Annotated in this window: 6 protein-coding genes; 3 read left to right on the forward strand and 3 right to left on the reverse strand. The window is 67.7% G+C overall.

Going from position 1 to position 7,198, the window contains the following annotated elements:
* The 3 genes from EIO58_RS09860 to EIO58_RS09870 all read right to left on the reverse strand — a co-directional run.
* Positions 1-202: hypothetical protein (locus EIO58_RS09860; protein ID WP_164861617.1), on the reverse strand; the 202-nt coding region annotated here is incomplete at its 3' end.
* Complete coding sequence (locus EIO58_RS09865) at positions 199-444, reverse strand: helix-turn-helix domain-containing protein (protein ID WP_127819391.1); 246 nt, start codon at positions 442-444, stop codon at positions 199-201. The genes EIO58_RS09865 and EIO58_RS09860, both read right to left, overlap by 4 nt.
* On the reverse strand, positions 444-920 hold the full coding sequence (locus EIO58_RS09870; RefSeq protein WP_127819392.1) for a DUF2975 domain-containing protein: 477 nt from the start codon (positions 918-920) through the stop codon (positions 444-446). Before EIO58_RS09870 ends, EIO58_RS09865 begins: the two co-directional genes overlap by 1 nt.
* 155 nt (positions 921-1,075) lie before the next feature.
* On the opposite strand from EIO58_RS09870, the gene EIO58_RS09875 reads away from it, so the two are divergent.
* The 3 genes from EIO58_RS09875 to EIO58_RS09885 all read left to right on the forward strand — a co-directional run bounded on the left by EIO58_RS09875 (position 1,076) and on the right by EIO58_RS09885 (position 6,786).
* Positions 1,076-1,921 carry an alpha/beta fold hydrolase gene (locus EIO58_RS09875; RefSeq protein ID WP_127819393.1) on the forward strand — a complete coding sequence of 282 codons (846 nt, stop codon included), beginning with the start codon at positions 1,076-1,078 and terminating at the stop codon, positions 1,919-1,921.
* A gap of 272 nt (positions 1,922-2,193) precedes the next feature.
* Entirely contained in the window at positions 2,194-3,366 is a 1,173-nt protein-coding gene (locus tag EIO58_RS09880) for a COG1470 family protein (RefSeq protein ID WP_205789210.1), read from the forward strand.
* Positions 3,367-3,564: 198 nt separating this feature from the next.
* A complete protein-coding gene (locus EIO58_RS09885) occupies positions 3,565-6,786 on the forward strand; it encodes an RCC1 domain-containing protein (protein ID WP_127819394.1) in 3,222 nt (1,073 codons plus the stop codon).
* Positions 6,787-7,198 lie beyond the last annotated feature (412 nt).

The following is a 7,198-nucleotide window of genomic DNA, read 5'->3' on the forward strand; positions in this document are numbered from 1 at the left end:
CGCGCAGCGCCTCGGCGGCCGCCTGCGACGCCTGCCAGAGGTCGCGGCCGATGCGGCCCGAGAAGTCCGCACCGCAGGCGGAGCACCGGCGGTCCGCCACCATCCCGCCGCTGCACACGGGGCAGCGGACGACATCGAGCAGCTCGGCGATCGCCGTCTCGCTCCACGCGGGTGCGCGACCCTCGCGGACCGTCGCGCTCATGCGTCCGCCTCCCGCGCGGCGACGGCGGCCGGGTGATCCTCGGGCACCCACTGCAGGATGTCGCCGGGCTGGCACTCGAGCACGCGGCAGATCGCGTCGAGCGTGGTGAAGCGCACCGCCTTCGCCCGGCCGTTCTTCAGCACCGACACGTTGGCCGGCGTGATCTCGATGGCGGCGGCGAACTCGGTCACCGACATCTTCTTCTTCGCGAGCTCGACGTCGAGGTTGATGATGATCGGCATCACACCACCTCCGAGAGGTCCTGCTCGAGCTGCGACGCCTTGCGCAGAAGCCGGCGCAGCACCACGATCAACAGCGACAGGCCGGCGCCCACGACGACGCCGAGCAGAAGCAGCAGCGTGATCGACGGCGTCATGAAGCCGGTGAGGCTGAGCGCGATGAGCGCGACGAGAACCAGGAATGTCGCGAACGCCACAGCGCCGAGACTCACATCGACATCGGGGAACGCGCTGTCGCTGAAGATGCTGTCCTCACGCACCAGTGAGAGCAGCCGCCACACGCAGACGAGCACGACCTGCACGCACAGCAGGAAGAGGATGCCCACGATCGTGCCGGGGATCTCGAAGTAGGCGATCTCGGAGTAGCGGACGGCGGACTGGGCGGCGACGGCCGGCACCACGAAGACCTGGCAGCAGAGCAGAAGTGCCAGCAGAACGCCGATGAGGGATTTGAGGAAGACGATCGTGGTGCGCTGCATGCGATAGACCTATCGATAAACGGTACGAAGCTATCGAAATACAATAGGGCAATTCCACAAATGCGGCGCAAGGGCCCACTGCTGCGATCTCGCTGAGTGCAACCAGGGAGCAAGGCGGGTTCCTCTTCGCTGCAGGAGGATGCGACGATCGACGTGTGGCTTCCTCCGCTCTCACCCAGACCGTGACCTGGAAGGGCCGCACCGTGGCGTGGGACCGGTTCGGCGAAGGGCCGCCGTTGGTCCTGCTGCACGGAACACCGTGGTCCTCGGCGCTCTGGCGCCCGATCGCCGAAGCGCTCGCCTCCCGCTTCACCGTCTATCTGTGGGATATGCCCGGCTACGGGGCCTCGTCGAAGCTGCCGGGGCACGCTGTCGACCTGGGCGTGCAGGGCCTGCTGTTCGCGAACCTGCTCGAGCACTGGGGCCTGCAGCGCCCCCACATCGTCGCGCACGACTTCGGCGGCGCGGTCGCACTCCGTGCGCGACTGCTCCACGGTGCTCGCTACCGGTCGCTCTGCCTCGTCGACGTCGTCGCGGTCGGGTCGTGGGGGTCGCCGTTCTTCACCCTCGTGAAGCAGCACGCCGAGGTGTTCGCGCAGCTTCCCGCGGCGGTGCATCGAAGCGTCGTCGAAGCCTACGTGCGCGGAGCGAGTCACCGAGGACTGCGTGAGGATGACCTCGCCATGCTGGTCGAGCCGTGGGTCGACGACGACGGTCGGGCGGCCTTCTATCGCCAGATCGCTCAGGCGGACGAGCGGTTCACGGCTGAAGTGGAGCCGGAGTACGGGTCGATCGACGAGCCGGTCCACATCGTGTGGGGTGCCGACGACACCTGGATCCCGGTGGATCGCGCCCACCGACTGCAGGCGGCGATTCCGCACGCCTCGCTCTCGGTGATCGACGGGGCGGGCCATTTGATCCAGCTGGACGCGCCCGCCGCCCTTGCGGTCGAGCTCACCCGGTGGACCCAGCGCGCGGCGGAAGGCTCCGCGCGGCCTTGACGGAAAGTCCCCCCACGAGCAGCAGCCTCGTGAGGGACAGCGGCTCCGACCGGCATCGATACGGTGACCTTTCGAGCACCGAGGCGTATCCCGCTGCGAGACCCCGCATGTTCACTGAGATGTCACGAAGCTGTCGCCGAGGCATTGCCTCAGGCCGACGGTTCCAGAGCACGATGCAGGGAGCGTGCGACCTTTGGAATCGGTGCGCGCTTCTCTCGTGATCTCGGACTGGAGACATCGTGCGCCCGTTGCCTTCCTCTGCTCGGCGCGCGATGTCGTACGTCGCAGCCGTGCTCGTCGCATCCGCCTTCCTCTTCGGAGGAACGGTCGAAGTGCATGCCGCCACGCAGGTCGAGGACGACGATCGCATCACGTGGTCGACGCGTCCGGCCGACGAAGCCGGCCACGACGGCCGCTCGTGGGTCGAGCAGACGCTCGCCCCCGGCGAGTCCGTGTCGGAGCACATGGCCGTCAGCAACTTCAGCGCCGAGTCGGTGACGTTCAGCCTCACGGCGGCCGACGGCTACTTCACGCCCACGGGACGCTTCAACATGCTGCCCCAGAGCGAGCCATCGACGGCCGCCGGAACCTGGATCACCGTCGAGGATTCGGTCACCGTGGCACCCGGTGAGACCGTCGTCGTGCCCTACACCGTGACAGTGCCGCACGATGCCGAACCCGGAGATCATGCCGCCGGGATCGCGGCGTCGCTGCTGAGTGAATCGAGCAACCCGGACGGCACCGGAGTGGGGGTCGAGAGCAGGGTCGGCTTTCGTGTGATGACCCGGGTCACCGGGGATCTTCGTCCCGCCGGTGTCGTAGAGAACGTCGTCGGTTCGTACGACGCCTTATGGAACCCGTTCAGGCCCGGGTCGGCCCAGGTCTCGTTCGAGGTCGAGAACACCGGCAACGTGCGATTTCTCGTCGATGGCACCGTCAGCGTCGGCGGCCACACCGTGTCGGCTCAGCAGCCGGACGCTCAGTCGCAAGAACTGCTGCCGGGTGATCGTCGCAGCTTCACTGTCACGGTCGATGACGTGTGGCCGCTGTTCGCGCTTCCCGTCACCATCGCGATCGACCCCACCGTGGTCACCCTGGGCGGCAGCGAGTGGGCGATGAACCAAGTCACGGCCGGCGCGGTCATCTGGGCGGTGCCGTGGTCGCAGCTGCTCGTGCTGCTGGGCCTTGCTCTCGCTGTCGGGAGCTTCGCGTGGGCGCGGAACGTGAGCCGGCGCCGGATTCGGACGATCGTCGAAGAAGCCCGAGAGGCAGGTCGGCGGGTTGCGATCGAAGAGATCGCGACGGGCGGCACAGCGGACAGTGTCTCGGTCGATAGGCGAGTCAGCGAAAAGACCGCGGACGACAGTTCAGACATCGCGGGGACCGAACCCGCGCCGAACTCGCGACGTGAGCCCCGACGCTCGGTCGAGTCCACCAACTCCTGACCGACAGCGGTTCGTCGCCGCGGGAACCCGACGACAGGGCATCCCGCGGATCCGCCACGCCTAGCGAATCAAAGCTTCTCGTGTAGTTCAGGTATCAGGAGTTGGAAATTCACCGCGACACGTCATCGTCGGAAACCGGTCGAACCCGCACCGCGATCTGCGCCGGGTGACCATCTCGAACCCGACTCGCCTGAGGACGTGACCACTGCCATGACAGTTCCTTCGCCGTTGCATGCCGCCGGAGCGCCGACCGACAGAGAGGCCGCGCCGACCGCGAACCGCAGGCGCGGCGCGCTCGTAGCCGGATTCGCAGCCGCCGCTCTCGTCGCCGGCACGTTCTTGTCGGCCGACGTGCCCGCGGTTGCCGCGGACGGGCCGACCATCACCGGCATCACCTCGGGTGCGACGCATTCGCTTGCTCTCGACAGCACCGGAGAGATCTATGCGTGGGGTGGTAACGCCGCAGGCCAGCTCGGCGACGCGACCACGACGGCGGCGCCCCTGCCCAAGCGAATCACCGACCGCGGCGCGATCCCGGCCGGCGTCCAGATCATCCAGGTCGTTGCAACCGCCACCCGCTCGTTCGCGCTCGGCGCCGACGGCAAGGTGTACGGCTGGGGTTCGAACCCGCACGGCCAGCTCGGCGACGGCTCGACCACAGCCCGCACGGCACCGGTGGCCGTGAGCCAGGGCGCGATCCCCGCGGACGTCAGGATCGTCCAGATCACCGCCGGTGCATCGGCGACCTACGCTCTGGGCGACAACGGCAAGGCGTACGCGTGGGGCGACAACTCCACCGGCATCCTCGGCGACGGAACGACCACGTCGCAGACCACCCCGCTGGAAGTTTCGCAGGGCGATGTTCCCACGGGCGTCGAACTCGTCAAGATCGCCACGGGTGAGACCAGCAGCCACGTGCTCGCGCTCGGCAGCAACGGCTTGGCGTACGCCTGGGGTCCGGGTACCAGCGGTCGCCTCGGAACGAACTCAACCTCGGCGAGCACCGTTCCGGTCGCCGTGCACGGGGGCGAGATTCCCGCAGGCGTAAGCCTCGTCGACATCGGCGTCGGGACGGGCAACAGCATCGCACTCGGCTCCGACGGAGAGGCCTACGCCTGGGGCGACGGGCTCTACGGCGCTCTCGGCATCGGCATGGGAAGCGGATCGCGCCTCACCCCCGTCCGCGTGCTCGATGGCGCCGTGCCCGGTGGCGTGAAGCTCGTCGACCTCACCGTTCTGGCGCGTTCATCGGTCGCGCTGGGCGACGACGGCCGCGCGTACTCGTGGGGCCACAGCATGTACGGACAGATCGGCGACGGCACGACCGCGAACAGGACCACCCCCGTGGCGGTGTCGCAGGGCGCCCTGCCCGCCGGCGTGAAGATCACCGCGGTCGACGGCAAGGGCAACGCCGCGACCGTCCTGGCCGACGATGGTCGCGCGTACGCCTGGGGCAGCAACGGAAGCAATCAGCTCGGCGACGGCACGATGACCAGCCGCAGTGTTCCTGTGCTGATCGGCTTCGATCCTGCGTGGTCGACGCAGACGGCCATCACGATGAGCACGACAGGCTCGCTCGTCGAGGGTGCCAGCTTCACGGTGATCGCCGACCTGGCGCCGGCCACTGCCACCGGTACGGTGAGATTCCGCTGGGACGGACCCACCGGCAGCTTCATCCCCGGCTCGTCGCCGATCGTCGCAGGACGCGCACAGATCACCGCGACCGCGCCGGCGTACGGCTCGCGTTCGATCTTCGCCGAGTACACCTCGGACCAGCCGACCGTGAACACGTCGGCAACGGCGACTCTTCCGGTCGTCTTCACGCAGAGCCCGATCCCGAAGATCACGCCCGAGCGTGCACAGATCTCGGCGACCAGAGGCGCGAGTTCGAACCCGGGCCTGACGTTGGCTCTCGCTGACGGCGATACGCCGGCCGACCAGCTCACTGTCACGGCGGTGTCGAGCTCATCCGGCATTCTGTCGACAGCTGACATCGCGATAAGCGGTGCCGGAGCAACGCGCACCGTGACGTTCGTGCCCGGCGCAGGTGTCGGCAAGTCGACCGTCACGTTCACAGTCCGCGACACCGAAGGCCAGACCGGAACGACGCAGGTCACGTACTACCTGTCGGCGCCCACGTCATCGGCGAGCGCGTCGTACCTCTACGGCTCATCGGATTCGTCGGCGGCGATCGACGTCGGAGACGGCCACATCCTCGTCGCCGATGATGAAGACCAGGTCATACGCCTTTACGAACGAGGCGCCAACGGCTACCCCGTGAAGACCTTCAACTTCCAGACGCACAGCCAGGTGAGCGAGGTCGACCTCGAGGGCGCAGCCCGCCGAGGCGACACGATCTACTGGGTCGGCTCGTACGGCAACAGCAGCAGCAGCGGTGAGGCTCGTCCGGAACGCCGAACGACATTCACGACGACGGTGACAGGCTCGGGCGCGGATGTCGAGCTGACCTTCGGCACGCTGTACGACCGGTCCGAGTCGCTGTTTCCGTCGCTTCTTGCATGGGACGCCGACAATGGCCACGGACTGGGTGCCGACACGCTCAAGTTCGCGACGGCGACCGTTCCGGGCCGGTTTCCGTCCGCGCCCGACGGGTTCGGCATCGAGGGCTTCGAGTTCGCGCCCGGTTCGACGGGAGCGGGCTACCTCAGCTTCCGAGCGCCGACGATCACCGTGGCCGACAACCAGCGGGCTCTGATCGTTCCTGTCGAGAACTTCGAAAGCGTCATCACCGAGTCGGCAACCCCGGCTTTCGGCGCGCCGATCCTCATGGATCTCGGCAACCGGTCGATCCGCGACATCCGCAAGAACGTGAACGATGAGTATGTGATTCTTGCCGGTCCGATCACGAGCCAAGGGTGGGCGGTCTACACATGGGATGGCAAGGCGGGATCGGCTCCCGTGTTCAACCGTGACCTTCCTTCGCTGAGTTCGAACCAGGGCGGCACATGGGAGACGATCGCGGGACTTCCCGATCGCCTCGCAACCGGCGCACCGATCGAGCTCGTCACCGATAGCGGCGACGCCGTGCTCTACGCCGACAACACCGTCAACAAGGACCAGCCGGGCAACGCCCGCAAGACCTACAGTGACACGTTCGCTCTCGGCGACGTGCCGGTTCAGACGCAGCTGACGCTCGAGGCATCGGTGGCAACCCGCGTCCTCGCCGGCAAGGCCTACCTCACGGTGACGGTGCGCAACGCCGACGACGTTGCGGCAGATGTCCGGGTCGAGACACAGTTCGGCGCAAAGTCGTTCGCCGACGTCGCACCCGGTGCGACGGTGACCGTCTCGCTCAACACCCGTGCGGCCGCGCTGCCCACGGGCGTGGCAACGGTCACGGGAACGGGCGCCGACGCGACCGAGTTCGAGGCATCCGTCCCCTTCGGACCGACCCCGTAATCGACTGAGTACGACGAGGGGTCCGGCGCTGCGAAGCGTCGGACCCCTCGTGTGTGCCGGAGTGTACGACCCCGCGGTGTGTCTCGGCGTAGCCGATGCGCGTAGATCACACCCCACTCGCAGCTCGTTCACGCATACGTCGCGGACTCTTCACCGTGCGCCCCGAAGCTCGGAATGATCCGAGTCGGCGTAGATGCGTTCGCCGTGCACGGGCGACTTTCACCCGAAGCATGAACTTACGAAGGATGTGCCTTTTGAACACGAACGGACCCGTGCTGGGTCGCGGCGCGCATGCGCCCGATGAGACCAGCACCCCGCGCGCACCGCACCGCACCGCTGTGCGCGCGACCGCCGTCCTGGCCTGCGTGGCCGTGGGCCTGACCGGCATTGCGGCAGCACCAGCCGCGATCGC

Source organism: Microbacterium sp. CPCC 204701, assembly GCF_004010105.1.
Taxonomy (GTDB): domain Bacteria; phylum Actinomycetota; class Actinomycetes; order Actinomycetales; family Microbacteriaceae; genus Microbacterium.